Below are 24355 nucleotides of genomic sequence, written 5' to 3' on the forward strand. Positions count from 1 at the left end.
TCCTAGAACCCCGTGCGCAGCATACGCCAATGCACCCCAAATTGCGGGAAAAACAGCAGGATGAATCCGCCGCTGGTGATGCCCAGAATAAGGAATGCGGCCCATAGTCCGCAGGCGATAAGGCCGACACCGCCTGCGATGCGGGTGGCCAGCGTGGGGTGCGTAAACCGCGCGAGGATCAGTTGGAATAACCGGCCCCCGTCCAGAGGCATCATCGGGAACAGATTAAAGATCGCAAGGAACAGATTGATCTGCGCCACGAGATACAAAACATAAGCGATATCCCCGGATTGAACCATATCCAGCGCCAAGGATGACATCGCCCAAAGCGCAAGGTTCACAATCGGCCCCATCGCGGTTACCAGCTCGTCCTCGCGCCGCGACATGGAACGGCCGGGTAAGCAATAGCCGCCACCGCCATGAATAACGACCTCGCGGATGGGAATACCTTGCACCTTGCAGCCCCAGGCGTGGCCAATCTCGTGCAGATAGACTGAACCAATCAGGATCGCTGGCCATGCCAGAGATCCCACAAGGTTCGTGCTGTCAAAGCTTAGAAAAAGGATGAGGCCGAGCAGGAATAATACCGACTGCCGAAACTCGACAACAATCCCAAATGGGCCGCGATGTTCGAAGATGACGTTATCTGAGGACATGTAAAAACTCGGCTTATTCAAATTTAGGTGGAAAGTTGCAGGTTGGATCCGAAACGTCCAGCGCCAATTCACCGACCTATCCTGTGAACGGATCTTTCGGATATCCAACACCCGCCAGATACAGTCCTTCGGGTGGACAGACCGGACCACAGGCGGCGCGGTCGCGGGCCTCAAGCGCGCGGGTCATGTCGTCCGGTGTCATTGATCCAGCACCGACGCGTTCCAATGTGCCAACGAAGCTGCGAACCTGATTGTGCAGGAACGAGCGCGCCCGCACGTGGAAGCGGTATTCCACTTCATATTCACGGCGATGCTCTTCTACCCGCAGCTCGTCCAGCGTCCGGACTGGGCTGTCCGCCTGACAAATGGACGACCGGAAGGTGGTGAAATCATGCCGCCCGATCAAGCGATCCGCCCCCGCCTGCATCGCCGTGACGTCCAGTTGGCGTTTCACCTGCCACGCAAGCCCGCGATCATGAGTCAAGGGCGCGCGTCGTGCGATCAGCCTAAACAAATAGCGCCGTTCGCGGGCCGAGAAGCGGGCGTGGAAGTCATCATCCACCGCCGCGCAATCAACAATCGCCACACGTTGCGTTCTTAGGTGAAAATTCAATGCCTCGGACAGGCGAAACGGATCCCAGTCCTTCACCAGATCACAATGGGCCACCTGCGCCAGTCCGTGCACGCCTGCGTCTGTGCGCCCGGCGGCCGCAATCGTGTGCTCTCCGGGTTCCAGTTTTGCCAAGGCGGCTTCGATCGCGCCCTGAACGGACGGGTGTTCCTTCTGACGCTGCCATCCGGCAAAGCCAGCTCCGTGATAGTCAACTTTCAACGCATATCTGGGCATGGCCCCGCATAGCGTGCCCGCGTGGATCGGGCAAGTCACCAGCGCGCCACGGGGACTGTGTATTGAAAGCTCCCCTCTGGCGTATCGCGTCTGCCGCACATATCTTCCAGTTGAGCAGTGAAGGAGACAGCCGTGGGGCTTGGCGATATTGCAGACAGTGTCACCCGCCAAATCGAGGCGATAGGTGACGCCACAAGCGAAGCACTTTTCGAACCCGTGATCCGGCTGGGCGTGACGGGATTGTCGCGGGCGGGCAAGACCGTGTTTATCACGTCACTGGTTGCCAACCTGATGGACCGCGCGCGTATGCCCGGTCTGGTCGCAGGGGCCGAGGGGCGCATTCAAAGCGCGTTCTTGCAGCCGCAACCCGATGATACCGTGCCGCGGTTTGATTATGAAACGCATCTGTCCGCCATGACCGGCCCCGCGCCACATTGGCCTGACAGCACCCGCGCCATTTCCGAACTGCGCCTGTCTTTCCGGGTTCAGCCATCGGGGTTGCTGGGCGGGTTGCGATCTGCACGCACAGTGCATTTGGATATCGTGGATTATCCGGGCGAGTGGCTGCTGGATCTGGCACTGCTTGACCTGTCCTATGCCGACTGGACCGCGCAAGTGTGGGAACGTATCGCGGATCGCGAACAGGCGCAGGCCTTCCTGACCAAGGCGCGCACCGTTGATGCGACTGAAAAACTAGACGAGGTTCAGGCCAAGGATTTGGCAGGCAGCTTTGCAGACTATCTGAAAACTGCGCGCGAGGACGGGTTCAGCGATTGCACCCCCGGCCGTTTCTTGCTGCCCGGAGACCTCGAAGGCAGCCCCGCCCTGACCTTCGCCCCTCTTCCCAAGCCCGAAACGATCCCCCGCCGCAGCCTGTGGCGCGAGATGGAGCGCCGGTTCGAAGCTTATAAGTCCCGCATCGTAAAACCCTTCTTCCGCGACCATTTTGCGCGCATCGACCGGCAAGTGGTGCTGGTCGATGTGCTGGGTGCGATCCATTCGGGTCCCGAAGCATTGGAAGATCTGCGTCGCGCCATGGCCGAGATCCTGACCGCCTTCCGCCCCGGTACAAACGGGTTTCTCAGCTCGCTGTTGTTGGGTCGTCGGATCGAACGGATCCTGTTCGCGGCGACCAAGGCAGACCATCTGCACCACACGCAGCACGCCCGGTTGACCGCCATTACCGAGGCCCTGTTGCGCGACGCCCGGGATCGCGCAGATTTTGCCGGGGCCAAGACGGCAGCTATGTCTCTGGCGGCGCTCCGCACCACAACAGAAGAGCGTTTGGACCACGACGGACAAAGCCTTGATTGCGTGCGTGGGCAGCTTCTGGATACCGGGAAAACGGCGGCCTTCTATCCGGGGGCGCTGCCCGAAGACCCGGCGCAGCTGCTGAAACCCGCGCGCAAGGGCGCGGCAAGCTGGTTGGATGCGGATTACCAAATCATGCGTTTCGCACCTGCTGCGATATCGCTGAAACCGGGCGAAGGCCCGCCGCATATCCGGCTGGACAAGGCTGCCGAGTTTTTGCTGGGGGATCGGTTGTGATCATCGCGGCTGCTGCCCCATCGGACGTGCCTGCCATTGCGAATATTTTGACGGGCTGGAACGCGGCGACGCCGTGGATGCCGCGCGTGCATTCGCGCGCCTCGGAAAAGGGCTTTGCGCAGATGCTGGTTGATAATGGCTGGACGCTGGTCGCGCGGGATGGGCCGCGTGTCTTGGGGTTTCTGTCGCGCGACAAACGCAAGGTACATGCGCTTTACATCGCGCATCACGCCCGGGGGCAGGGCGTGGGAAAGGTGCTTTTGGACCACGCGAAGCAGGCCAGTGACGCGCTGTCGCTCTATACGTTTCAGAATAATTCAGATGCGCAGCGCTTCTATCTTCGTGAAGGATTTAACGAAATCTTTCGAACTGACGGCGCGGGCAATGACGAAGGTCTGCCCGACATCTGCTATGAATGGAGGCGCGCGTGACAGGCGACCGCAAACAAGGCCCCGTGCTGATCGAACTTGACGATGCGCAGGCGTCATCACCAGCCGAAGCGCCCCCCGTGCCAGATGTCACCGCGCCGGATCCTACGGGTGCCGCGATGCAGGGTGTGATCGCCGTGGCTGCCCGCAAACCATCGCGTCTGATGCGTTGGTTCTGGTCGCTGCTTGTGGCGCTTCTTGGATTTGTTGCATCCGTGGCAGCGTATGATTTTGTTGTCGGGTTGATCACACGAAATCCGACGCTTGGCTACGTGGCGCTTGGCCTGCTGGCCGCGTTCCTTTTTGTGCTGACGATCATTGCCCTGAAGGAATGGGTCGCCTTCGTGCGCCTGCGCCGGGTGGATGCGCTGCACCATGCGGCTGAAAGCGCCCGCAGCCATGGCGACTTAGAGGAGGCGCGAGCGGTGACGGCCCGTCTGAAACGCCTGTATCGCGGGCGCGATGATATGCGCTGGGCGTTGGAGCGGTTTTCTGAACGCGAAGCTGATGCCTTTGATGCGGATACCTTGTTCACTCTGGCTGAAACCGAGCTGATGGCCCCGCTTGACCAGGCAGCCTTGAAAGAGGTCGAGGCCGCCGCACGTCAGGTCGCCACCGTTACCGCCATTATCCCCATCGCCCTTGCGGATCTGATCGCGGCGCTGACTGCCAATATCCGCATGATCCGCCGCGTTGCCGAGATCTATGGCGGGCGCTCTGGTGCGCTGGGCAGCTGGCGTCTGACCCGCGCAGTGATGACCCATCTTGTGGCCACGGGCGCTGTTGCAGTTGGCGATGATCTGATCGGATCCGTGGCTGGGGGCAGTGTGCTGTCCAAGCTCTCGCGCCGCTTTGGTGAAGGCGTTGTAAACGGTGCCTTGACCGCCCGTGTCGGCGTCGCCGCCCTTGAGGTCTGCCGCCCGCTGCCCTTCGGCGAAGGCAAACGCCCCCGCGTGTCCGGCATTGTTAAACGCGCATTGGCAGGGCTGTTCGGGAAATGAAGCGGATTTTAGTGTTGGGTGCCTATGGCCTGATCGGGGCCGAGGTCACGCGCCATCTGCTGGCGGAAGGCTATGAGGTAACTTGTCTGGGGCGCTCACGCCGGGCCGCGCTGAGGGCTTTCCCAGATGTGCCTTGGGTCATTCGGGATCTGGCCGAGATGTGTGCCAAACAAGATTGGTATGACGTTCTTGCGGATACAGATGCCGTCGTGAATTGTGCTGGCGCGCTTCAGGACGGCCCACGCGACCATCTGCAGGCCATTCATGTCGACGCAATTTCCGCATTGGCGAGGGCTGCCGCCGAGCGGAATATTCAGGTCGTCCAGATTTCGGCCGCAGGTGTGTCCGACGCGGCATCGACCGCCTTCTTCCGCACCAAGGCCGCGGGCGATCAGGTCCTGTTGAGAAGCGGGGCTCCTGTAGTTATTTTGCGCCCCGGCTTGGTTTTGGCCCCGCAATCCTATGGAGGAACGGAACTTATCCGACAGTTGGCGGCCTTTCCGCTTGTGCAGCCTTTGGCCCTTAGGGACGCGCCTATTCAAACCGTCTCGGTTAAAGATGTGGCGCATGGTGTCCTGCACGCATTGGAAGGGCGGTTGCCCGATCGATCCGTTCTGGATCTGGTCGAACCTCAAACTCATAGTCTGGCCAATTTGGTTGCCGCCCATCGGCGTTGGCTGGGGGTAGCTCCAGCGCGCTTTACGATCTCCGCGCCCAGATGGGCGCTGGGTGGCATCGGAAAACTGGCGGATGCGCTTGGTCATCTTGGATGGCGCTCCCCGCTCAGAACGACGGGGATCAACGTTCTGAAGGATGGGGTGCGCGGTGACCCGGGGCCTTATCGTGCTTTGGTCGGCGATGTCACACCTCTGCAAGAAACGCTCTCCGGTTTTGAAAGCAGTGGCGCGCATCTGTTGAAGGCGCGGCTGTCGTGGTTTGTGCCTATGGGAATCGCGGTCCTATCGCTGTTCTGGCTGCTGTCTGGGCTGATCGGGATCGTTTCGGTTGGTGCCGCAGCCGAGGTTTTGACGCGCGTGGGTTGGCCGGGCTGGATGGCAACAACCGCAGTTCTGTTTTGGGCGATCGTAGATTTAGTGCTGGGCGTTTCGATCCTGTATCGGCCATGGGTGCAAAAAGCCCTGCTTGGGATGTTCTTGACCTGCGGTGTCTATCTGATTTCGGCCAGCGTGGTAACACCCGGCTTATGGTTGGATCCTTTGGGGCCACTGGTCAAAATTCTGCCAATCATGTTGGTGATTGCATTGATGTCACCACTTTTGGAGGACCGCTGATGGACTGGGATCTTCTGCTTCGGCTTGCCCATATCATGGGCGCCGTGGTCCTTATGGGAACCGGCGCAGGGATCGCATTTTTCATGGTCATCGTACAACGCAGCCGTGATCCGAAATTGATCGCGCATGTGGCGGGGATTGTCGTGTTGGCAGATACGCTGTTCACGGCGACGGCGGCGATCGCCCAGCCGATTACGGGAGCGCTTCTGGCATGGTCACTTGGTTGGAGCCTGTGGGAGAGTTGGATCGTCGTGGCAATCGGGCTGTATTTGTTCGTCGGAATCTTCTGGCTGCCGGTCGTCTGGATTCAGATCCGATTGCGGGATCTTGCGCAGCAAGCTGCTGATCAGGGCGAGCCGCTGCCCGAGGCTTACCATCGGCTCTATCGCATCTGGTTTGCCTTCGGCTGGCCTGCTTTTGCTGCGATGATCGCGATCTTTTGGGTGATGCTGGCTCGCCCCAATTTCTGGTAGCCTTACCCCAAGCTTGGCACAGCACTCGCGGGTCGCGTCATATCCTCGACCCCCATGCGCAGGCCGCGTCCGATCCGGTGTACCAGAGCGATCCAAGCTTTGGACGTATCGGGGGGCAGGGCGTCGGTCGCGACCTCTTCAAACAGGGCAATCCACGGATCAAAGTGTTCGGGGCGCACGTTGCCCGCTTGCATATGCGCACGCATTGGGTTTCCGTCATAGCCCGGCTCACGCAGGATCGCGCCGCGCCAAAAGCGGGCGATGGTGGCAACATGCACGTCCCATTCCGCGTCGGTTGTCCCAACGTGTCCGTTGAAAATCGGCCCAAGCTGCGGGTGGATTCGAATACGCGCATAAAACCGTGCCAGCACCGTGTCGATCTGGCCGGGTGTGATGTCGAAAAGTTGTAGCGGGTTGGGTGTGGGTGACATGGAAACCTCTTTCCCGAGTAAATTAGTCGGTGCGACCTGCGCAGCCAAGCCCACAAAGATGGACAAATCAACGCAGCCCGCCCAGCCTTCATGGCTTTACGGCACGCCTCCACGCGCCTATAACGCGCCCATGATGCACGCCAAAGCGATCATTATTCGAATTATATGCCCGGCGCTCTGATCCAGACGAGCCGCCGGGACAAGGCGCATGAACCTACGCGCCGCCCCCTCTTCGACATTGACGACTTATCCTGAAAAGGACCGGACACATGTGTGCCGACACACCCGAATACAAAGATACGCTGACCCTTCCCGTAACCGATTTTCCGATGCGCGCGGGCCTTCCCAAGCGCGAACCTGAATGGCTGGCCCGGTGGGAGAAGATTGGCGTTTATGATCGCCTGCGCGAGAACGCTGGCGACCGCGTACCCTTCATCCTGCACGATGGCCCCCCGTACGCAAACGGCCACCTGCATATCGGCCACGCGCTGAACAAGACGATCAAGGATATGATCGTGCGTTCGCACCAGATGATGGGCCATGACGCGCGTTACGTTCCCGGGTGGGATTGCCACGGTCTGCCCATCGAATGGAAGATCGAGGAACAGTATCGCAAGAAGGGCAAGAACAAGGATGACGTGGATGTTGTCGACTTCCGTCAGGAATGCCGCAAATTCGCCGAGGGTTGGATCGACATCCAGCGAGACGAGTTCAAACGTCTGGGGATCACCGGCAAATGGGACAATCCCTATCTGACGATGGATTTCCACGCCGAACGCGTGATCGCTGAAGAATTCATGAAGTTTCTGATGAACGGCACGCTGTATCAGGGCTCGAAACCTGTGATGTGGTCTCCGGTCGAAAAGACCGCGCTGGCCGAAGCCGAGATCGAGTATCACGACCACAAGTCGCATACGATCTGGGTGAAGTTCAAGGTTAAGAGTGATGGTAAATCGGAGACTGATATTGACGCAGAAATCGAGGAGCGGCGCTCTTCGCTTCTGAAGCAAGGAGAAGGTTACTCGGAGTTGGATGAAGCGCGAGATCGCGAGGATCTGAACCTTGAGTGGGCAGATGTAATCATTTGGACAACCACTCCTTGGACAATTCCCTCGAACAAAGCGGTAGCGTTCAACCCGTCAATTTCCTACGGCCTTTACGAAATTACCGACACTCCGGACGAGTGTTGGGCTAGCAAAGGTGATCGCTACCTGCTGGCCGACAATCTAGCGGAATCGGTACTGTCAGCGGCGCGGCTGGAAAACTCGATGTACAAGCGGCGGCGAGGTGTGGACGCATCTGAGTTGTCCGGAATTGTGTGTGAACACCCATTTGCATTGGAAGACGGCGCAGATGGCTTCTGGGATTATGAGGTTCCGATGATCGACGGCGATCACGTGACTGACGACGCGGGTACGGGTTTCGTGCACACCGCGCCCAGCCACGGTGCTGACGACTATGAAGCGTTCGTCGCCCGCAATTGGATCGACCGCATGACCCACAATGTGGGCGAGGAATCGGAATTCCTGCCCCACGTGCCCTTCTTCGCGGGGCTTCAGGTCTTTGATCGCAAGGGCAAGGAAGGCAAAGCCAACAACGCCGTGATTGCCAAACTGGTCGAAGCCGGCGGCATCATCGCGCGTGGCCGTGTAACACACTCCTACCCGCACTCGTGGCGGTCAAAAGCGCCGATCGTGTTCCGCAACACGCCGCAGTGGTTTGCATCGGTCGACAAAGAAGTTGGCGACGGGCAGGACGAGATGGGCAAGACCATCCGTGAACGGGCGCTCAACTCGATCGACCAACTGGTGAAATGGTGGCCGCAGACCGGTCGCAACCGTCTGTATTCGATGATCGAGGCACGCCCGGATTGGGTTCTGTCGCGTCAACGGGCTTGGGGTGTACCGCTGACCTGTTTTGTGAAGAAAGGTCTGCTGCCAACCGACGAAGGCTTCCTTCTGCGCGACCCCGCCGTGAATGCTCGCATCGCCGAAGCGTTCGAGGCCGAAGGCGCGGATGCGTGGTATGCCGAGGGCGCGAAAGAGCGTTTCTTGGGCAACGATCACAACGCTGATGAGTGGGAGCAGGTCTTCGACGTGCTCGACGTGTGGTTCGACTCTGGCTCGACCCACTCGTTCGTGCTGCGCGACCGTGAAGATGGCACGCCGGACGGCATTGCGGATGTCTATATGGAAGGCACCGACCAGCACCGCGGTTGGTTCCACTCGTCGCTGTTGCAGGCCTGTGGCACCAAGGGTCGTGCGCCTTATAAGAACGTTGTGACACACGGTTTCACGCTGGATGAGAAGGGCATGAAGATGTCCAAGTCGCTGGGCAACACCATCGTGCCCGAGGCTGTTGTGAAGCAGTATGGCGCGGATATTCTGCGTCTGTGGGTGGCCCAGACGGATTACACGGTCGACCAACGGATCGGGCCGGAGATCCTGAAGGGTGTTGCCGACAGCTATCGCCGTCTGCGCAACACGATGCGCTTCATGCTGGGCAACCTGAATGGGTTCTCGGAAGACGAGCGTGTGGACGTCGCAGACATGCCGGAACTTGAGCGTTGGGTGCTGCACCGCCTTGCAGAACTCGACCACGTCGTGCGTGACGGCTATCGCAAGTTCGATTTCCAGGGTGTGTTCTCGGCCGTGTTCAACTTTGCGACCGTCGACCTGTCGAGCTTCTATTTCGACATTCGTAAGGACGCGCTGTACTGCGACGGGGAAGACAGCCTGAACCGCCGCGCCGCGCGCACGGTGCTGGACATCCTGTTCCACCGCCTGACCACATGGCTGGCACCGGTTCTGGTCTTCACCATGGAAGATGTGTGGCTAGAGCGGTTTCCGGGCGACGAAAGCTCGGTCCATTTGGTGGACTTCCCGGACACGCCTGCCGATTGGCTGGACGAGCCGCTGGCTGCGAAATGGGCGGGCATCCGTCAGGTTCGCCGTGTCGTCACCGCCGCGCTGGAAATCCAACGTCGCGACAAGGTGATCGGGGCGTCTTTGGAAGCCGCGCCTGTTGTGCATGTGCGGGACGAAGACGTGCTTACGTCGCTCAAATCGGTGAACTTCGCGGATGTGTCGATCACAAGCCAAGTACAGCTAACCAGCGATCCGCTGCCGTCTGAGGCCTTCCGCGTGCCGGAAGTCGAAGGCGTGGGCGTGGTCTTCGAAAAAGCCTCGGGCGAGAAATGCCAACGCTGCTGGAAAATCCTGCCGGATGTGGGCAGCCACAATCACACAGGTGTTTGTGGCCGGTGTGATGAAGCACTGTCCTAACCGGAACGAAACCGCATGAAACGGAGCGCCCCAGCCATTGTGCCGGGGCGTTTTCTTTTGCACCATGTGGTCATGAATATTGCGGTGGTGGATAGCTCGGTCGGGCGTTTGAGCGTTGCGGAAGAAGGCGGCAAGATCACGCGCCTTCTTTGGGACGTGGACCCTGTAGGGGAGCCGACCCCGGTACTGGTTGAAGCCCAAGCCCAACTGCGCGCATATTTCGAGGGCAAATTGACAAAGTTTGATCTGCCGACAATGGTCGGGGGAAGCGATTTTCAGCGTGCAGTTTGTGACGCCATGTCCGACATTCCCTTCGGCGAAACCCTGACCTATGGCGAGATTGCTAAGTTGACAGGTAACTCTGCCCAAGCAGTGGGGAACGCTTGTGGGGCGAACCCGATCCCGATCATCATCCCCTGTCACCGGGTGATGGGGGCCGGTGGCAAGTTGGTTGGATTCTCAGGTGCTGGCGGGGTCGAGACGAAAGTTCAGCTTCTACGTCTTGAAGGTGCCGCCGGGTTGCTTATCTGATGACTTTGATTCACGCGCAACGGTAAGCGCGATTCAACAAAAAACGTGACCTATCAGGGGGACAGAATGACGACAATTCTGAGCGTCAGTGGTGTGACCAAGACCTATGAGGGTGGACACCAAGCACTGAAAGGTGTGAACTTAGACATCGACGAAGGCGAGATCCTGGCCCTGTTGGGTCCGAATGGCGCCGGTAAAACAACTTTGATTTCAATCATCTGCGGGATTGCCACGGCGACGTCCGGCACAATCACCGTGGCCGGGTTTGATCACGCACGCGACTATCGCGCAGCGCGCAACTTGATCGGTCTGGTGCCGCAGGAAATCAATCTGGAACCGTTTGAGACCGTGATGAACTCGGTCCGATTTTCGCGCGGGCTGTTTGGCAAGCCGCGTGACGATGCGCGGATCGAAGAGATCCTGAAGCTTCTCAGCCTACACGACAAGAAGGATGACCGGATCATGACGCTGTCGGGCGGTATGAAGCGGCGTGTGCTGATTGCCAAAGCGCTGTGCCACGACCCGAAGATCCTGTTTCTGGACGAACCCACTGCAGGTGTCGATGTCGAACTTCGCAAGGATATGTGGGAGATCGTCGCTCAGCTGAAGAAGACGGGCGTAACCGTCATTCTGACCACCCACTATATCGAAGAAGCCGAGGCTATGGCCGATCGGATCGGTGTGATCTCGAATGGTGAAATCCTGCTGGTTGAAGAAAAGGACGCGCTGATCAAGCGGCTTGGACAGAAAGAGCTGCTGATCGAGTTGGACACGCCGGTTGATACCGTACCCGAGGCACTGTCGGGCTATCCGCTGACCGTCTCGGATGCGGGCGGGTTGATCTATTCCTATGACGCGCAGGCGGGCAGTACCGGGATTACCGGACTGTTGTCGGATCTTCGTGAGGCTGGGCTGCATTTGGCGGATCTGTCGACGCGCCAAAGCTCGCTTGAAGATATTTTTGTCGATCTCGTGAAGGAGGATGCGGCATGAATTGGAATGCTATCGCAGCCATTTATCGCTTTGAAATGGCGCGTACTTTCCGCACATTGGTGCAGTCGGTTATCTCGCCCGTTCTGTCCACGTCGCTTTACTTCATCGTCTTCGGTGCGGCCATCGGATCGCGCATCGATCAGGTCGAGGGCGTCAGCTATGGCGCGTTTATCGTGCCGGGCCTGATCATGCTGACGGTGCTGACGCAAAGCACATCGAATGCATCCTTCGGGATCTATTTCCCTAAATTCATCGGCACAGTGTACGAACTGCTCTCGGCCCCGATCTCGTTCTTCGAGATTGTGATCGGCTATGTGGGGGCTGCAGCGACGAAAGCCTTCATGATCGGGATAATCATTCTGATCACGGCGCATTTCTTCGTGGATCTGACGATCGCGCATCCGGTCTGGATGATGCTTTTCCTGATCCTGACCTGTATCAGCTTCGCGCTTCTTGGCTTTATTATCGGGATCTGGGCGGGCAACTTTGAGCAATTGCAACTGGTTCCTATGCTGGTGATCACGCCGCTCGTGTTCCTTGGTGGATCGTTCTACTCGATCTCGATGTTGCCGCCCGTGTGGCAGACGATCACGCTGTTCAACCCGGTTGTCTATCTGATCTCGGGTTTCCGTTGGGCCTTCTTTGGGCAGGCGGATGTGGCGTTGGGCTGGTCTATCGCAGCGATCATTTTGTTCATGTCAGCCTGCCTGATTACCATCGGCTGGATCTTCCGCAGCGGATACAAGCTGCGTGCTTGACGTGCGGGTATGCCACATATGGGAAAAAGCGTGATCGGCTCACCCTTGTTAGACGCGGGTGGGCCATCTAAATGTCTGCCATGATCGAACGTCTACCCTTTGTAAAAAAGCCGCCAACGGTTGCGGTTGTGCGCCTGTCGGGCGTGATTGCCACCGGGACGCGTGGGCAGTTGAATGACGCGGCCATGGCCCCGGCCATCGAGCGCGCCTTTCGCAAAGGTAAGCCGTCTGCCGTCGCGCTTGTGATCAACTCGCCGGGGGGCAGTCCGGTACAGTCCAGCCTGATTGCGGCCCGCATTCGTCGTTTGGCGGCGGAAAAAGAAGTCCCTGTTTATGGGTTCGTCGAGGACGTGGCGGCGTCTGGAGGCTATTGGTTGGCCACCGCAGCGGACGAGATCTATGCCGACGAAAGCTCGATCCTTGGATCCATTGGCGTGATTTCAGCCAGTTTTGGTCTGACCGAGTTGATGGAGAAGATCGGGGTTGAGCGTCGCGTTCATACGGCGGGCAAATCGAAATCCATGATGGATCCGTTCCAGCCCGAAAAGCCCGCTGACGTGAAGCGCCTGAAAGCGCTGCAGGAAGATATTCACACGGCTTTTAAAACACAGGTCGAAACCCGCCGCGCAGGCAAACTGCCCGAAGGCGAGGACCTGTTCACCGGAGACATCTGGTTGGGGCATGCGGCCATCGAAAAGGGTCTGGCGGATGGGATTGGCCATCTGGTGCCAACGATGAAAGACAAGTTCGGCGACAAGGTGCGGTTCCGTGTCTACGGGCCTAAGCGCGGCGTGCTAAGCCGGTTCGGGATGCGCATGATCTCGGACACAATTTCGACCATCGAGGAGCGCGCGGAATACGCCCGTTTTGGTCTGTAAATGGTCATAAAGATCGTCGTTTTGTTTCTGGTGTCGATGGGTGTGCTGGCCATGTTTGGCAAGTTGCGCTATCCCGGCCAGCAACGTATCGAAGCGATGAAATGCCCCCGTTGCGGGCGCTATAAGCTGGGGAAAACCCCATGCGACTGCAAGGGAAAGGGCTGAGCCTTGGATCTGATTTTTGCCTCATTAGGTCTGATTATTCTTTTACTCGCAGGCGACAGTCTGGTGCGCGGTGCAGTGAACTTGTCGCTTCGTCTTGGTGTGCCGGCAATGATCGTATCCCTGACCATTGTGGCGTTTGGAACGTCAGCGCCTGAACTTCTGATTTCGATCGGGGCGATTCTTGAAGATGTTCCGGGGCTGGCTATGGGGAACGTGGTCGGATCAAACACGGCCAACATTCTTCTGGTGCTTGGGGTGCCTGCGCTGATGGCAGGTCTGTCGACCAAGACATGTGATAGCCGGAAAAGTTATTTTCAGATGATCGCCGCCACGGCTCTTTTCATTGTTCTGGCTTTGGGTGGTGAGATTGCATGGCCGCAGGGGCTGGTCCTTTTGGCTGCGCTCGCGCTGATCCTTGGTTCGGCGTTCAAAGAGGCGATGCGCCATCGCTGTGCGATTAAGGCGGGGCTGGAGGAAGAATGTGATGACGACGAGGATGTCGAAGGCGCGGACCCCGACATGCCCTGGTGGAAAGTCATCATGTTCCTGTTGCTGGGACTGATTGGTTTACCCTTGGGTGCAGAGCTTCTTGTCGACGCGTCCGAAAACATTGCCCGCCATTTCGGTGTGTCAGAAACCGTAATTGGCCTGACACTGGTTGCTCTTGGTACGTCTTTGCCCGAACTGGCCACGACAGTGATGGCCGCGCTGCGTAAGCAAGCAGATGTGGCCTTGGGGAACGTGATCGGATCGAATATGTTCAACCTTTTGGCCATCATCGGCATAGCATCGCTGGTTGGTCCTATTCCAGTCGAGCCAGGAATCTTGCAATTCGACTTGTGGGTCATGCTGGGTGCTTCGTTGCTGCTGGTCCCGTTTGTCTTCTTCAAGTGGCATATGGGCCGTGTTTGGGGCATTCTGCTGACCGGGCTTTATATGGCATATGTACTGATGGTTTTGGGGCACGCATGACGCCGGTTAGACGCGCATTGGTGACGGGGGCAGGGGCGAGGCTTGGACGTGCGCTGGCCGTCGAACTTGCGCGTCATGGCTTTGATGTGGCGGCCCACTACAGCAGCTCGGCAGACGGTGCCGCGCAGACTGTGGCCGACGTCGAAGCACTGGGTCAGCGTGCCGTTGCCCTGCAAGCAGATTTCCTGAAGCTGGACGAGGTTCAGGCGCTGGTGCCACGTGCAGCAGAGGCTTTGGATGGTCCGCTGTCGGTGTTGGTGAACAACGCCTCGATCTTCGAATATGACCGCATTGGCTCTGTGTCCGCTGGCAGTTGGGATCGCCATATGGCATCAAACTTGCGTGCGCCCCTGTTCCTGACACAGGAATTTGCCGCGCAGGCGCCGCAAGCCACGGTTGATGAGAATGGCGAACAGCTGTCTCAGGCGCTTGTAGTCAATATGCTGGACCAGCGGGTGCAGAAGCTGACGCCCGAGTTCATGACCTATAGCTTGGCAAAGCAGGGGCTGTGGACATTGACGCAAACTGCGGCGCAAGCGCTGGCTCCGCGGGTGCGGGTTAACGGGATCGCGCCGGGCTCGACATTGATCGGCGCACGCCAGTCGCAAGACCACTTTGACGCGCAGCGTTCAGGATCGATCCTGAAGCGCGGGCCAAACCCGGAGGACATCACCGCGGCGATGTCCTATTTTCTGATGGCACCGGCTGTGACGGGGCAGATGATTGCGGTGGACGGGGGGCAGCATCTTGGCTGGCAGACCCCAGATATCGTTGGAAATCCCAGCTAACCCTACACTTTTAACTGAGTATTCTAAGCTGCCGCCACGGAAGTTGTGCACCTGTGAAATAGTCCACGTCCAGAAACTGTGTTTTTTGCAATGATTTCACGTGTTTACAGAAACGACATATTTCTTCCCTTAAAAATCAATGGCTTGCAATATCGCCTAATTTTTAGGCAGTTCGACGAAAGGGGCCGAAAACAACGGAAAATCCGTAATTCAGACAACATGTCCTCAGACTTATCCACAGTTTCTGTGGGAATGTTTTTTCTTGTCACCAGAGCGATAAGATTGCAGCGGGATACAGAATCAAGAAAGATGCCCCATGACGCGCGAGAAGCAGGACACATCACAGGTTGAGGCGCCGGTTCAAACCGGCCACGAGGTGATCCAGTCCTATCTGAAAACCCTTGATAATTCGCCCGGCGTGTACCGGATGCTCGATACAAAGGGGCGTGTTCTCTATGTTGGGAAAGCACGCAGTCTGAAGAAGCGCGTGTCGAATTATGCCAAGCCGACGGGGCATAGCGCGCGGATTGCGCGGATGATCAGCCAGACCGCATCCATGATGTTTCTGACTACCCGAACAGAAACCGAAGCGCTGCTGCTTGAACAGAACCTGATCAAACAATTGAAGCCGCATTTCAATGTGCTGCTGCGCGACGACAAGAGCTTTCCGAACATTCTGCTGACTGGACATGAGTTCCCGCAAATCAAAAAGCATCGCGGTGCGCGCAAGGAAAATGGCCAATATTTCGGGCCGTTTGCCAGTGCGGATGCCGTAAACCGGACCTTGAACCAGTTGCAGAAGGTGTTCTTGCTGCGCAATTGCACCGATGCCACTTTCGATGCCCGCACGCGCCCATGCTTGCAGTATCAAATCAAACGCTGTGCTGGTCCGTGCGTGGGGAAAATCGACGCCGAGGGCTATGGCGCGTTGGTTCGGGATGCTGGGGATTTTCTGTCTGGACGCACGACAAAGATGCAAGAGAGTTTGGCCGCGGATATGCAGGCCGCCTCGGAGGCGATGGAGTTCGAGAAAGCTGCCGTCCTGCGCGACCGGATCCGCGCCCTAACGCAGGTTCAGCAAAGCCAAGGCATCAACCCGCAAGGGGTGGCCGAGGCGGATGTAATTGCGCTTCATATGGAAGGCGGGCAGGCCTGTGTGCAGGTCTTCTTCATCCGTGCCAATCAAAACTGGGGCAACCGGGATTTCTATCCGCGCACCGGGGCAGGTGCAGGGCCGGGCGAGGCGCTGCAGGCCTTCGTCGGGCAGTTCTATGACCAGAAAGAGCCTCCGCGCTTGATCCTGCTGTCGGACCCATTGGATGAGCAGGACCTGATGGCAGAAGCGCTGACTGAAAAGCTGGGCCGCAAGGTGGAAATTTCCGTCCCGCAGCGCGGTGAAAAATCCGAACTGATTGCCAATGCCCAACGCAACGCCCGCGAAAGTCTGGCCCGCAAGATGGCCGAGACCGCGACGCAAGCGAAACTTCTGGATGGCATGTCCAAGGCGTTTGGTCTGGATGGTCCGCCCCACCGGGTCGAGGTCTATGACAACTCGCATATCCAAGGTGCACATGCGGTTGGTGCGATGATCGTCGCCGGTCCCGAAGGCTATATGAAAAGCCAGTACCGCAAGTTTAACATCAAGGGTGATGACCTGACGCCGGGTGATGACTTTGGCATGATGAAAGAGGTCCTGACCCGCCGCTTCAAACGTCTGCTGAAGGAAGACCCAGATCGTGAGGGCGATGGGTGGCCGGGATTGCTTTTGATCGACGGCGGGGCAGGGCAGGTCAGCGCGGTGTATGAAATCATGGAGGAGTTGGGCGTCACTGACATCCCCATGATTGGTGTAGCCAAGGGTGTGGACCGCGATCACGGCAAAGAAGAATTCCACCGTCGTGGCCAGCGCCCCTTTGCTTTGCAGCGCAATGACCCTGTGCTCTATTTCGTCCAACGTTTGCGCGACGAGGCACATCGTTTTGCCATCGGCACCCATCGCGCCAAGCGGGCCAAGGCGCAGGGCGCGACCCCGCTGGACGAGGTGCCGGGCGTCGGCGCCACCCGCAAACGGGCCCTGTTGCAGCATTTCGGATCAGCCAAAGCGGTCAGTCGCGCCGGGCTTGAGGATTTGAAGGCCGTGGACGGCATTTCAGAAACTCTTGCAGAAACCATCTATGGCTTCTTCCATGACCGGGCCTGACACGGTATTGAAAAGCTTATGAAATGGAACTTGCCCAATATCCTGACCCTGTCGCGGTTGATTGCAGCCCCGGCTGTGGCGATCATGTTTCTGTATTTTGCACGTCCGTTGGCGGATTGGCTGGCGCTGATCTTGTTTCTAACGGCAGCGGCGACGGATTGGCTGGATGGCTATCTGGCGCGAAAGTGGAAGCAAGAAAGCAAACTGGGCGCGATGCTGGACCCCATTGCCGATAAGGCGATGGTGGCCATCGCGCTGATGGTGATCGTCGGCTATTCGGACGTCTATTGGACGCCGTGGCTGGTGCTGCCTGCCACCGTGATCCTGTTTCGTGAGGTCTTTGTTTCAGGTCTGCGCGAGTTTTTGGGCGACACCGCGGGCACTTTGAAAGTGACGAAGCTGGCCAAGTGGAAGACGACTGCGCAGATGGTGGCCATCGCGGTTTTGTTCTCGCGCGGGATATTCGAGCACCATTTCGGCATGGGATCCTTCGGCATGGATGACGCGATGGTCGGGCAGATCTTGGCGGGCGAGGTTGAGGACGTGAACGGATTGCGCGGCTATTTCCATGCGACGATCTGGTCTGGCCGCGTTGGGCTGTGGCTGTTGTGGATTGCAGGGTTGCTGACATTGATCACGGGCTGGGATTACTTCCGCAAGGCGCTGCCGCATCTGAAAGAGGATGACGCATGATCGACGTGATGTATTTCGCTTGGGTCCGTGAACGGATCGGTGAACCGCGCGAACAGGTCGACACCTCGGCGTCTACGGTCGCTGAACTGGTTGATGAGCTGCGCGCCCGCGAACCGCGTTATGCTGCGGCGTTCGAAGACCTGTCGGCATTGCGTGTCGCGTTGGATCAAGAACTGTCGGATTTCGATGCATCGCTTGAGGGCGTGCGCGAGGTGGCGTTCTTTCCGCCGATGACGGGCGGGTAAGATGGCCGTTCGTGTTCAGACCGAAGCGTTTGATCAAGGGGCAGAGCTTTCCGGTTTTGCCCAAGGGCGCAGCGATCTGGGCGCAGTCGTCAGCTTTACTGGCGTGGTACGCGATGAGGCTGGCACGCTCGACCGGATGGAGATCGAGCACTATCCCGGCATGACGGAAAAGGCGATTGCAGCGATCGTGGACGAGGCCACGCGCCGTTGGTCACTTGCCGATTGTCTGGTGATTCATCGCCACGGACCGCTACGGCCCGGCGATCAGATCATGATGGTTGCCACCGCCTCGGCGCATCGGGTTGCGGCGTTTGAGGCGGCGGAGTTCTTGATGGACTATTTGAAGTCCCGCGCACCATTCTGGAAGAAAGAATTCACCAAATACGGCGATACTGATTGGGTCGATGCCAAGGTGAATGATGAGGACGCGTTGAAGCGTTGGGAAGAGTGAAGCTTGTTTCAGTCCCGGCAGGGTTTTGCGTCTGCAATGCCCGAGACGATTAAAGAGTGAAAACCGTTCCGCGTCTGACAGGACGTTTCCCGGCCGTCTAGGCTTTTTCTGGAACAATCTGCTGCGCGATCCCTGCACCCAACAGATAGATCGAGGTTACAACAAGCCCCCAATGCGCCCAGCTTTCCGGGTGGAAATCAACCCATGCCGCCCACCCTGCAAACCCTGTCCATGCCAAGGCAATCGGCAGGCTGATCACGCGCCAGCGTTCGGTGCGTACGGGGTGGATGAACTTCAATGGCAAGAACATCGCAACGGCGATGGCCGCAACCAGTGCAGTCATGATCCAGAAATTCGGTTCGGTCGCGAAAAGCACCAGAATGACCATGTTCCAGCATCCGGGGAAGCCAGAAAAGCTGTTGTCCTTGGTCTTCATCCGCGTGTCGGCGAAGTAGACGACGCTGGTAAAGGTGATCACGATGATCGCAAACCAACCGGTCCAGCCGGGCATCAGACCCGATTTGAACAGCGCATAGGCCGGGATGAACACATAGGTCAGATAGTCGATGATCAGATCCATCAACACGCCGTCATATTGCGGTGCGTTGACCTTGACCTGATACCGGCGTGCCAGCGGCCCGTCGATCCCGTCGACGATGAAGGCCACCACCAACCAAAGGAACATTAACCCCCATTTTTCGTCCACCGCAGCCAGCATGGCAAGCATGGCAAATACGGCACCAGTTGCGGTCAATAAATGGACGAGCAGGGCTTTTGTCGAAATATTCATCCGCGCTTTGTGCAGGAAAATCGCTTTGGTGGAAAGCGAAAAGCTTTGGTGTGGCTGTTGGGGTGTCAGGCGCGGGGGTGTGCTGCGTTGTACACATCGACCAGCTTCGACGTATCCAGCGCCGTATAGCCCTGCGTCGTCGACAGGCTGGCATGGCCCAGAAGCTCTTGGATGGCACGCAGGTCCCCGCCTGATGCCAGAAGATGGGTGGCGAAGCTGTGGCGAAGGGCATGGGGCGTGGCGGTGGCGGGCAGGCCCAACTGCGATCGAACCTGCTGCATCATCTTTTGCACCTGACGCGGGTTCAGTGCCCCGCCGCGCACTCCGCGAAACAACGGTGCGTCCGGTGTTTCTGGGTGCGGGCAAATCGCACGATAGGCCTCGATCGCGTCGCGGGCAGCGGGCAGAACCGGGACCAACCGTTCCTTGTTGCCCTTGCCGCGAATGCGCAAAACCTCTTTCAGGGGGGCATCAGCGGCGGTAAGGGCAAGTGCTTCAGAAATACGAAGCCCGCAGCCATACAAAAGCGTCACCACGGCCATGTCGCGTGCGCCAACCCAATCGTGCTGCGACTGCAAGGGCGCCGTGTCGCGCACGGCTTGGGCCGCGTCGGGTGATAAAGGGCGCGGAAGTTTCTTGGCAAATTTAGGGCTGCGTGTTGACAGAACGGCGGTCGCGTCAAACTCATCCTGTTCGCTTAGCCAGCCGTAGAAACTTTTCACCGCCGACAAGGCTCGTGCCAAGCTGCGCGAGCTGATCCCGCGCCCACGTTCCGAGGCCATCCACGCCCGCATGTCGCTGATCGTGACGCCGGCCAATGCCCCACGCCCCGCTTCGCCGCCCAGATGGAAAGCCATGAAGGCCAGAAAGCCGCCAATGTCAGCCTGATAGGCCTTGATCGTGTTTTCCGACGCGGCATCCAAGGCGCGTTTATGATCCAGAAAAAGGTCCAACGCATCACGCGTGCCGGGCGGGATCTGAAGGCTGCCTTTGGTATGTTGCGCGGCGCTCATGACAGCCAGCGGCGCATCGCGCGTTCGAAAACGCCCCCGAAGAATTCCAGAAGGTCAGTGCCCTGTCCGGGGCGGAACTGAGCTAGATCTTCGGTCCCCATGACCAGCATCCCAGGCAGGCGACCTTCGCCTAGATCCAGAACAATGCAGGCCTCGGACCGAATCCAGAAACCGCAATCTCCGTAGATGTCCGGGTCACGTTCTTGCACCTGCCGCAAGAACACCGTGCGCCGGTCCGGTCCGGCGGGTTGCCCAAGATAGTCGTCAATGAAACCCGCAGGCGTTGTGGACAGCACAGCACCCAGTCGGTTCAGCGCAGCATCTGTTTCATCCTGCATGGTTTCAAGCACCAAACGCAGGCAGTCGATCTTCAGGATGTCGGCAACTTCGCCGTCCAAATCTTGCATGAACGCCGCGAAATCGGCGGGGTCCAGCATTCGCAGAACTGCGCGGTGAATCATCGCTGCCCCCGAGACATTCTCGTACGCGGCAGCCAGAACCGAGCGGTGTGTGTCTTCCAGCTGATCCAGTCGCTCGCTTAGACGGTCCATCGCTGCGCCACGCAGATCGACCACATTCGTGCCCATCTGGCGTTCATGCGCAGTGACCAAGGCATTCATAATGTCCTGATCATTCAGAATTATTTTTGGATGCGCGATGAGATGTGCGCGCAGGTCGTCGTCCAGTGCCGGGGAGCTGCTCATATCTGCCTCGGATTTTTGCCGTTTTTTTGATGTTATACCAGCACACGCGCAGATAGGCAAAATTCAGGGTTGGAGTGGACATAGAAAAGGGGGCCGTGGCCCCCTCGTCACATGCCTGTGTGCAAGAACCGTTTACAGGATCTTGATATCCGCGGCTTTGATGTCGGCCAAGAAGGCGTCCAGACCATTGTCGGTCAGAACGTGCTTCGCCATTGCCTGAATGACCGAGGGCGGTGCCGTGGCAACGTCCGCACCAACCAGAGCGGCGTCTTTCATGTGGTTCACATTGCGGATCGAGGCGGCCAGGATCTGCGTGTCGAACATATAGTTGTCATAGATGGTGCGGATGTCTTCGATCAGCTCCATCCCATCCAGATTGATGTCGTCCAGACGGCCGATGAAAGGCGAAATGAAAGTCGCGCCCGCTTTGGCTGCCAGCAGCGCTTGGTTGGCCGAGAAGCACAAGGTGACGTTGACCATGGTGCCTTCATCCGACAGAGTTTTACAGGCTTTCAACCCGTCCCATGTCAGCGGGACTTTCACGGCGATGTTGTCGGCAATCTTGGCCAGCTTGCGGCCTTCAGCGATCATGGTGTCTGCGTCGATGGCGGTGACTTCTGCCGAAACTGGGCCGTCCACGATGTCACAGATCTCTTTCGTGACGTCGATGATGTCGCGGCCCGATTTCTTGATGATCGAGGGGTTGGTGGTCACACCGTCCACCATGCCAAGGTCGTTCAGTTCCTTGATGGCGTCGATGTCGGCGGTATCTGCAAAGAATTTCATGTGCGCGTATCCTGCGGAAGTTTGCGTTTGGCCTCTCATACCCCATGGGCGCGCGGGCAGAAAGCCCCTATGATATCTCCGATAACGGGGAATCTGGCTATATGAGCGACATTGAGCAGTTTCCGGAAGGCGCAAGGGTCGGCGTGCTGACCGCCCAGCCTCTGGACCGAATCCTGACATATCGTGCGCCCGAAGGCGGCTGCGTGCAGGGCGACTATGTCGAAGTGCCGCTTGGGCCACGCAAAGTGTTGGGCATGGTCTGGGGGCCGGGCGAGGGTGGCTTTGATGCCTCGAAACTGCGCGCTGTGAACCGGGTGCTGGACGTGGCCCCGATGCGATCTGAAATGGCAGAATTTCTGACTCGCGTGGGCGATTATACCCTGACCCCGATGTCTCAGATGCTGCGCCTTGCCACCCGCGCACCGGGTCTGAGCGATCCACCGTCCATGCGCAAGATCTTGAAGGCGTCCGGCCATCGCCCGAACCGCCTGACGGATGCGCGTGCCAAGGTGATGGATGCGCTGATGGATCAGCCCGGCGTGGGGTTCACGCAGAAAGAGCTTGCCGATCTGGCAGGCGTCAGCGGGTCCGTGGTGAAGGGTTTGGTGAAGCTTGGCGCGATCCGGGAAGAGGATACGCCGCGCGACATGCCGTACCCGCGGCTTGATCCATCGCTGCCCAGTAAAACCCTGACCGAAGATCAGGCCCTCGCGGCCAAGCAGTTGTCTGACGGTGTGCGTGGCGGCCGCTATGGCACCACGCTTTTGCGCGGCGTCACGGGCGCCGGTAAGACCGAAGTCTATCTGGAAGCCGTCGCCGCCTGTCTGCGCAAAGGGCGTCAAGCATTGGTGCTTCTGCCCGAGATCGCCCTGACCGCCGAGTTTCTAAAACGGGTCGAGGAACGCTTTGGTGCACGCCCCGCCGAATGGCATTCCGGCGTCACCATGACCGAGCGCCGCCGGTGCTGGCGCATGGTTGGGCAGGGCGAGGCGCAGTTGGTCGTTGGAGCCCGATCTGCGCTCTATCTTCCCTTCCGCGATTTAGGCCTGATCATCGTGGATGAGGAGCACGACAGTTCCTACAAACAGGAAGACGGGGTGTTGTACTCGGCCCGTGATATGGCGGTGATGCGGGCGTCGATTTGTGATGCGCAGGTGGTGCTGGCCTCGGCCACGCCGTCGCTGGAGACGTGGGCCAATTGTGAGGCTGGGAAATACAAACGGATCGAGCTGACCAGCCGTTATGGCCCCGCCGTCATGCCCGACATGTGTGCAATTGATATGCGTCAAGAAGACCTGCCCGCGCAAAGTTGGATCTCGCCCACCTTGAAAGCCGCCGTGACCCAACGCATTGCGAAGGGAGAACAATCGCTTTTGTTTATCAACCGCCGTGGCTATGCGCCGGTCACGATTTGCCGGGCTTGCGGGCACCAGATCGGTTGCGACCATTGCGACGCACGCATGGTCGAGCACCGGTTCCAAAAACGCCTTGTCTGCCATCAATGCGGCGAGACGAAGCCGATGCCGGACGCCTGCCCGGAATGCGAGGTCGAGGGCAAGCTGGCCCCCGTTGGCCCCGGCGTCGAACGACTGGCCGAGGAAGTGACCGCCGCCTTTCCAGACGCCCGCATCGCTGTGTTGTCCTCGGACCTCTTCGGGTCCGCGCGGGCGTTGAAAGAACAGATCGAGCTGATTGCCGACGGCGGCGCGGACATCATTATCGGCACACAGCTGGTCGCTAAGGGGCACAACTTCCCAAAGCTCACCTTGGTGGGTGTGATCGACGCGGATCTTGGCTTGCAAGGCTCTGACCTGCGTGCAGCAGAGCGTACGTTCCAATTGATCCGACAGGTTGCAGGCCGGGCAGGGCGGGCGGAAACGCCGGGGGTGGCTTTGCTACAGACCTTCCAGCCAGAACATCCTGTGATCCGCGCGATCCTTGCGGGCGAGGAAGAACGGTTCTGGAAAGCCGAAGCGGGCGAGCGACAGGCCGCTGGCGTGCCGCCTTACGGGCGTCTGGCCGGGATCGTCCTGTCGTCGCCCGACATTCAAGCGGTGTTTGACCTTGGGGCCGAGATGGCCCGCCGGTCCGAGCCTCTGACCCAAATCGGCGCGCAGCTTTTCGGCCCCGCCCCCGCCCCCATCGCCCGCGTGCGTGGACGACATCGCGTGCGCTTGCTTGTGAAGGCCGAGAAAACCGCCCCCATCCAAGCCGCGCTAAAACGCTGGCTGGCGCAGTTCCAGATCAAAGGGGATATGCGCGTGTCCGTGGATATCGACCCGCAGAGTTTTTATTGAGAAGTGTCTGCTCTGCTGTAAAAACCAGCCTTGCGCGCCACACTTCATTTGTGACGGGTTGGTCGCGGTATTCCTTTGCTCAAGCCATCTTTCGTGATTGCATCCAAGACAGGAGAGGTCGCCGTCGGTCT

25 protein-coding genes are annotated in these 24355 nt (G+C 58.7%); 18 read left to right on the forward strand and 7 right to left on the reverse strand.

All coding sequences use genetic code 11. The features are described 5' to 3' along the window. Positions 1 to 2: 2 nt before the first annotated feature. Entirely contained in the window at positions 3 to 656 is a 654-nt protein-coding gene (locus FIL88_RS01760) for a site-2 protease family protein (RefSeq protein ID WP_142852101.1), read from the reverse strand. Between the two features lie 76 nt (positions 657 to 732). Then, a complete protein-coding gene (gene truA, locus FIL88_RS01765) occupies positions 733 to 1503 on the reverse strand; it encodes a tRNA pseudouridine(38-40) synthase TruA (RefSeq protein ID WP_142852102.1) in 771 nt (256 codons plus the stop codon). A gap of 132 nt (positions 1504 to 1635) precedes the next feature. Between truA and FIL88_RS01770 the strand changes: the two genes are divergently transcribed. The 5 genes from FIL88_RS01770 to FIL88_RS01790 are packed head-to-tail and all read left to right on the forward strand — an operon-like array spanning position 1636 to position 6245. After that, positions 1636 to 3051, forward strand: a complete 1416-nt coding sequence (locus FIL88_RS01770; protein WP_185960808.1) for a YcjX family GTP-binding protein — start codon at positions 1636 to 1638, stop codon at positions 3049 to 3051. Then, positions 3048 to 3482 carry a GNAT family N-acetyltransferase gene (locus FIL88_RS01775; protein WP_246066586.1) on the forward strand — a complete coding sequence of 145 codons (435 nt, stop codon included), beginning with the start codon at positions 3048 to 3050 and terminating at the stop codon, positions 3480 to 3482. The genes FIL88_RS01770 and FIL88_RS01775 overlap by 4 nt, the downstream gene beginning before the upstream one ends. After that, positions 3467 to 4480, forward strand: coding sequence for a YcjF family protein (locus tag FIL88_RS01780; protein ID WP_142852103.1), 1014 nt, complete (start codon positions 3467 to 3469; stop codon positions 4478 to 4480). The genes FIL88_RS01775 and FIL88_RS01780 overlap by 16 nt, the downstream gene beginning before the upstream one ends. Further along, complete coding sequence (locus FIL88_RS01785; RefSeq protein WP_142852104.1) at positions 4477 to 5772, forward strand: SDR family oxidoreductase; 1296 nt, start codon at positions 4477 to 4479, stop codon at positions 5770 to 5772. Before FIL88_RS01780 ends, FIL88_RS01785 begins: the two co-directional genes overlap by 4 nt. After that, entirely contained in the window at positions 5772 to 6245 is a 474-nt protein-coding gene (locus tag FIL88_RS01790) for a DUF2269 family protein (protein ID WP_142852105.1), read from the forward strand. The genes FIL88_RS01785 and FIL88_RS01790 overlap by 1 nt, the downstream gene beginning before the upstream one ends. 2 nt (positions 6246 to 6247) lie before the next feature. On the opposite strand, the gene FIL88_RS01795 is transcribed toward FIL88_RS01790, so the two are convergent. Continuing rightward, the gene (locus FIL88_RS01795) at positions 6248 to 6676 is read right to left on the reverse strand and encodes a group III truncated hemoglobin (RefSeq protein ID WP_142852106.1); all 429 of its coding nucleotides are present in this window, start codon (positions 6674 to 6676) and stop codon (positions 6248 to 6250) included. 269 nt (positions 6677 to 6945) lie between these two features. Here FIL88_RS01795 and ileS point away from each other — a divergent pair, with 269 nt between their 5' ends. The 12 genes from ileS (at position 6946) to FIL88_RS01850 (ending at position 18634) form a co-directional block, all read left to right on the forward strand. After that, positions 6946 to 9960, forward strand: coding sequence for an isoleucine--tRNA ligase (ileS, locus tag FIL88_RS01800; protein WP_142852107.1), 3015 nt, complete (start codon positions 6946 to 6948; stop codon positions 9958 to 9960). 72 nt (positions 9961 to 10032) lie between these two features. Next, on the forward strand, positions 10033 to 10491 hold the full coding sequence (locus tag FIL88_RS01805) for a methylated-DNA--[protein]-cysteine S-methyltransferase (RefSeq protein WP_142853413.1): 459 nt from the start codon (positions 10033 to 10035) through the stop codon (positions 10489 to 10491). Positions 10492 to 10557: 66 nt separating this feature from the next. Further along, on the forward strand, positions 10558 to 11484 hold the full coding sequence (locus tag FIL88_RS01810; protein WP_142852108.1) for an ABC transporter ATP-binding protein: 927 nt from the start codon (positions 10558 to 10560) through the stop codon (positions 11482 to 11484). Continuing rightward, positions 11481 to 12242, forward strand: coding sequence for an ABC transporter permease (locus tag FIL88_RS01815; protein WP_142852109.1), 762 nt, complete (start codon positions 11481 to 11483; stop codon positions 12240 to 12242). The genes FIL88_RS01810 and FIL88_RS01815 overlap by 4 nt, the downstream gene beginning before the upstream one ends. 80 nt (positions 12243 to 12322) lie before the next feature. Further along, positions 12323 to 13120, forward strand: a complete 798-nt coding sequence (locus tag FIL88_RS01820; RefSeq protein ID WP_142853414.1) for a S49 family peptidase — start codon at positions 12323 to 12325, stop codon at positions 13118 to 13120. After that, on the forward strand, positions 13121 to 13285 hold the full coding sequence (locus FIL88_RS16605; protein ID WP_185960809.1) for a hypothetical protein: 165 nt from the start codon (positions 13121 to 13123) through the stop codon (positions 13283 to 13285). A 3-nt stretch (positions 13286 to 13288) separates the two neighbouring features. Beyond that, on the forward strand, positions 13289 to 14257 hold the full coding sequence (locus FIL88_RS01825) for a calcium/sodium antiporter (RefSeq protein WP_142852110.1): 969 nt from the start codon (positions 13289 to 13291) through the stop codon (positions 14255 to 14257). Further along, positions 14254 to 15045, forward strand: coding sequence for an SDR family oxidoreductase (locus FIL88_RS01830; RefSeq protein WP_142852111.1), 792 nt, complete (start codon positions 14254 to 14256; stop codon positions 15043 to 15045). The genes FIL88_RS01825 and FIL88_RS01830 overlap by 4 nt, the downstream gene beginning before the upstream one ends. Before the next feature lie 316 nt (positions 15046 to 15361). Further along, the gene (gene uvrC, locus FIL88_RS01835; RefSeq protein WP_142852112.1) at positions 15362 to 17245 is read left to right on the forward strand and encodes an excinuclease ABC subunit UvrC; all 1884 of its coding nucleotides are present in this window, start codon (positions 15362 to 15364) and stop codon (positions 17243 to 17245) included. 18 nt (positions 17246 to 17263) lie between these two features. Further along, a complete protein-coding gene (pgsA, locus tag FIL88_RS01840; RefSeq protein WP_142852113.1) occupies positions 17264 to 17938 on the forward strand; it encodes a CDP-diacylglycerol--glycerol-3-phosphate 3-phosphatidyltransferase in 675 nt (224 codons plus the stop codon). Beyond that, complete coding sequence (moaD, locus tag FIL88_RS01845) at positions 17935 to 18183, forward strand: molybdopterin converting factor subunit 1 (protein WP_142852114.1); 249 nt, start codon at positions 17935 to 17937, stop codon at positions 18181 to 18183. The genes pgsA and moaD overlap by 4 nt, the downstream gene beginning before the upstream one ends. A gap of 1 nt (position 18184) precedes the next feature. Beyond that, positions 18185 to 18634 (forward strand): molybdenum cofactor biosynthesis protein MoaE, encoded by a 450-nt coding sequence (locus tag FIL88_RS01850; protein WP_142852115.1) that lies wholly within the window; start codon positions 18185 to 18187, stop codon positions 18632 to 18634. Positions 18635 to 18731: 97 nt separating this feature from the next. Here the strand turns inward: FIL88_RS01850 and FIL88_RS01855 are convergent, their stop codons facing one another. The 4 genes from FIL88_RS01855 to fsa form a co-directional block, all read right to left on the reverse strand. After that, positions 18732 to 19424: a CDP-alcohol phosphatidyltransferase family protein gene (locus FIL88_RS01855; RefSeq protein ID WP_142852116.1), complete on the reverse strand. Its 693-nt coding sequence runs from the start codon at positions 19422 to 19424 to the stop codon at positions 18732 to 18734. Positions 19425 to 19489: 65 nt separating this feature from the next. Beyond that, complete coding sequence (locus tag FIL88_RS01860; protein ID WP_142852117.1) at positions 19490 to 20437, reverse strand: tyrosine recombinase XerC; 948 nt, start codon at positions 20435 to 20437, stop codon at positions 19490 to 19492. Beyond that, positions 20434 to 21141, reverse strand: a complete 708-nt coding sequence (locus FIL88_RS01865; protein ID WP_142852118.1) for a DUF484 family protein — start codon at positions 21139 to 21141, stop codon at positions 20434 to 20436. Before FIL88_RS01865 ends, FIL88_RS01860 begins: the two co-directional genes overlap by 4 nt. A gap of 132 nt (positions 21142 to 21273) precedes the next feature. Further along, entirely contained in the window at positions 21274 to 21927 is a 654-nt protein-coding gene (fsa, locus tag FIL88_RS01870; RefSeq protein ID WP_142852119.1) for a fructose-6-phosphate aldolase, read from the reverse strand. Between the two features lie 101 nt (positions 21928 to 22028). Between fsa and FIL88_RS01875 the strand changes: the two genes are divergently transcribed. Continuing rightward, positions 22029 to 24224: a primosomal protein N' gene (locus FIL88_RS01875; RefSeq protein ID WP_142852120.1), complete on the forward strand. Its 2196-nt coding sequence runs from the start codon at positions 22029 to 22031 to the stop codon at positions 24222 to 24224. Positions 24225 to 24355 lie beyond the last annotated feature (131 nt).

The sequence above is a fragment of the Aliiroseovarius halocynthiae genome, assembly GCF_007004645.1.
GTDB classification, from domain to species: Bacteria; Pseudomonadota; Alphaproteobacteria; order Rhodobacterales; family Rhodobacteraceae; genus Aliiroseovarius; species Aliiroseovarius halocynthiae.

What these genes read in the sequence shown, in the direction of transcription:
- FIL88_RS01780 (WP_142852103.1), top strand. Translation starts at nt 3,467, where the DNA reads ATGGAGGCGCGCGTGACAGGCGACCGCAAACAAGGCCCCGTGCTGATC.
- FIL88_RS01865 (WP_142852118.1), bottom strand. Translation starts at nt 21,141, where the DNA reads ATGAGCAGCTCCCCGGCACTGGACGACGACCTGCGCGCACATCTCATC.
- pgsA (WP_142852113.1), top strand. Translation starts at nt 17,264, where the DNA reads ATGAAATGGAACTTGCCCAATATCCTGACCCTGTCGCGGTTGATTGCA.
- FIL88_RS16605 (WP_185960809.1), top strand. Translation starts at nt 13,121, where the DNA reads ATGGTCATAAAGATCGTCGTTTTGTTTCTGGTGTCGATGGGTGTGCTG.
- FIL88_RS01795 (WP_142852106.1), bottom strand. Translation starts at nt 6,676, where the DNA reads ATGTCACCCACACCCAACCCGCTACAACTTTTCGACATCACACCCGGC.
- FIL88_RS01855 (WP_142852116.1), bottom strand. Translation starts at nt 19,424, where the DNA reads ATGAATATTTCGACAAAAGCCCTGCTCGTCCATTTATTGACCGCAACT.
- FIL88_RS01860 (WP_142852117.1), bottom strand. Translation starts at nt 20,437, where the DNA reads ATGAGCGCCGCGCAACATACCAAAGGCAGCCTTCAGATCCCGCCCGGC.
- FIL88_RS01815 (WP_142852109.1), top strand. Translation starts at nt 11,481, where the DNA reads ATGAATTGGAATGCTATCGCAGCCATTTATCGCTTTGAAATGGCGCGT.
- FIL88_RS01850 (WP_142852115.1), top strand. Translation starts at nt 18,185, where the DNA reads ATGGCCGTTCGTGTTCAGACCGAAGCGTTTGATCAAGGGGCAGAGCTT.
- FIL88_RS01805 (WP_142853413.1), top strand. Translation starts at nt 10,033, where the DNA reads ATGAATATTGCGGTGGTGGATAGCTCGGTCGGGCGTTTGAGCGTTGCG.
- uvrC (WP_142852112.1), top strand. Translation starts at nt 15,362, where the DNA reads ATGACGCGCGAGAAGCAGGACACATCACAGGTTGAGGCGCCGGTTCAA.
- FIL88_RS01830 (WP_142852111.1), top strand. Translation starts at nt 14,254, where the DNA reads ATGACGCCGGTTAGACGCGCATTGGTGACGGGGGCAGGGGCGAGGCTT.
- moaD (WP_142852114.1), top strand. Translation starts at nt 17,935, where the DNA reads ATGATCGACGTGATGTATTTCGCTTGGGTCCGTGAACGGATCGGTGAA.
- FIL88_RS01820 (WP_142853414.1), top strand. Translation starts at nt 12,323, where the DNA reads ATGATCGAACGTCTACCCTTTGTAAAAAAGCCGCCAACGGTTGCGGTT.
- FIL88_RS01810 (WP_142852108.1), top strand. Translation starts at nt 10,558, where the DNA reads ATGACGACAATTCTGAGCGTCAGTGGTGTGACCAAGACCTATGAGGGT.
- FIL88_RS01875 (WP_142852120.1), top strand. Translation starts at nt 22,029, where the DNA reads ATGAGCGACATTGAGCAGTTTCCGGAAGGCGCAAGGGTCGGCGTGCTG.
- FIL88_RS01785 (WP_142852104.1), top strand. Translation starts at nt 4,477, where the DNA reads ATGAAGCGGATTTTAGTGTTGGGTGCCTATGGCCTGATCGGGGCCGAG.
- FIL88_RS01790 (WP_142852105.1), top strand. Translation starts at nt 5,772, where the DNA reads ATGGACTGGGATCTTCTGCTTCGGCTTGCCCATATCATGGGCGCCGTG.
- truA (WP_142852102.1), bottom strand. Translation starts at nt 1,503, where the DNA reads ATGCCCAGATATGCGTTGAAAGTTGACTATCACGGAGCTGGCTTTGCC.
- FIL88_RS01760 (WP_142852101.1), bottom strand. Translation starts at nt 656, where the DNA reads ATGTCCTCAGATAACGTCATCTTCGAACATCGCGGCCCATTTGGGATT.
- ileS (WP_142852107.1), top strand. Translation starts at nt 6,946, where the DNA reads ATGTGTGCCGACACACCCGAATACAAAGATACGCTGACCCTTCCCGTA.
- fsa (WP_142852119.1), bottom strand. Translation starts at nt 21,927, where the DNA reads ATGAAATTCTTTGCAGATACCGCCGACATCGACGCCATCAAGGAACTG.